At 54.5% G+C, this 1,161-nt stretch carries 1 protein-coding gene; it reads right to left on the bottom strand.

Features of this window, described 5'->3' with window-relative positions; translation table 11 throughout:
* Positions 1 to 553: 553 nt before the first annotated feature.
* Complete coding sequence (locus tag FO268_RS22710) at positions 554 to 964, bottom strand: hypothetical protein (RefSeq protein ID WP_150995421.1); 411 nt, start codon at positions 962 to 964, stop codon at positions 554 to 556.
* Positions 965 to 1,161 lie beyond the last annotated feature (197 nt).

Genomic DNA, 1,161 nt, shown 5'->3' with positions numbered 1-1,161 from the left:
CCGCTTCGGCTTCCTTCAGAATGTTGATGATCTGCTCGTCTGAAAATCGCTTTTTCATGTTCATCGTCCTCTGCTGTGATGAACATTACTAAGCTGGAAACGGTTAAGCTAGAGGGGAGCAGGTCACGGTCGCACTAGCAGCGAAGAATGCCCGGATTATCTGGGCGCTAATGATGAACCAGACGGAGTTTAAAACTCAGCCTGTGGAGGGCTGACAACCGAGTAGCAACGACAGGCAGAACACGCCTGCCAGCCGAGTCTAGCAACGGCAAGCGATGACGGAACGGTCAGACCGAGAGTGAGAGAGTCTGTTTATGCTGACGGCCCTTGAAGGCCGACTAACGAATGAGACCCTCGCTCACACGCATCATCATCCTGGCCCGGGCGAAAGTGCCCACAAAGAGGCCGAATGTAGAGCTGCAGTCTCAAACCGCTTCGGAATCAAATGGCGTTGCTTGACCGCAGGGGGAGTCCATGTAGCAGAAATAAGCGGCGCCCCGCCAGGGGCGTCCGGTGGACGGCCGCCAGGCCGGGAACGAACTTAATTGACTTGTTAATTGGATACCTCAATGTACCACTTAGGCTTGATGCGCCCGAAGTCCCGGCGGACGTTTGATTTCAGCGCCTTTTTGGAGTCCAGCACCTTTGCCTCGCCGTCTTCTCTGACAAACACAACCCAATGCCAAAATGGTTTGCCCTGCTCCATACGCCACTTAATAGCCATAAGGGCCTTGTCTGGAAGGCCCTCCCAAGACTCGAATGGTGTTTCTTTGGGCGACACCGAGATCCCCAGTTCCCGCAGGAGCTTCGGGACGTGCGCTGTCTCCGACCAGAGCGACGTGTCTGCCGCAGAAATGCCTAGAGCGTTTGCCTTACGCTTCGCTTCCGAATAGCTAATACCTGCTAGAACAGCGCTTGCCGCAATACCACAGCCGGTTGTTTCTTCCTGGATGACTGGTTCCATGTCTCTACCAATTAACGCTCTGAATAAGCCGCCGTTTGGAGCGCCAGCGCAAAACGGTCGGCTTGATTCACTTGATACTGATTGAGCCTTCTCCCCAGCCCAGCGGTTGCCCGCTAAGCTGGAAGGCGACCAAGCACTACAAGGGAGAAGACTCAATGAACTTTTACCATAGCACCCACCGCCACTATTGTGGAATC

This window comes from Marinobacter denitrificans (assembly GCF_008795955.1).
GTDB lineage: Bacteria > Pseudomonadota > Gammaproteobacteria > Pseudomonadales > Oleiphilaceae > Marinobacter > Marinobacter denitrificans.
This window is presented reverse-complemented; position numbering and strand designations above follow the sequence as displayed.

Bases quoted from the DNA above. Each gene is read 5' to 3' on its own strand.
- FO268_RS22710 (WP_150995421.1), bottom strand. From the start codon at position 964: ATGGAACCAGTCATCCAGGAAGAAACAACCGGCTGTGGTATTGCGGCA.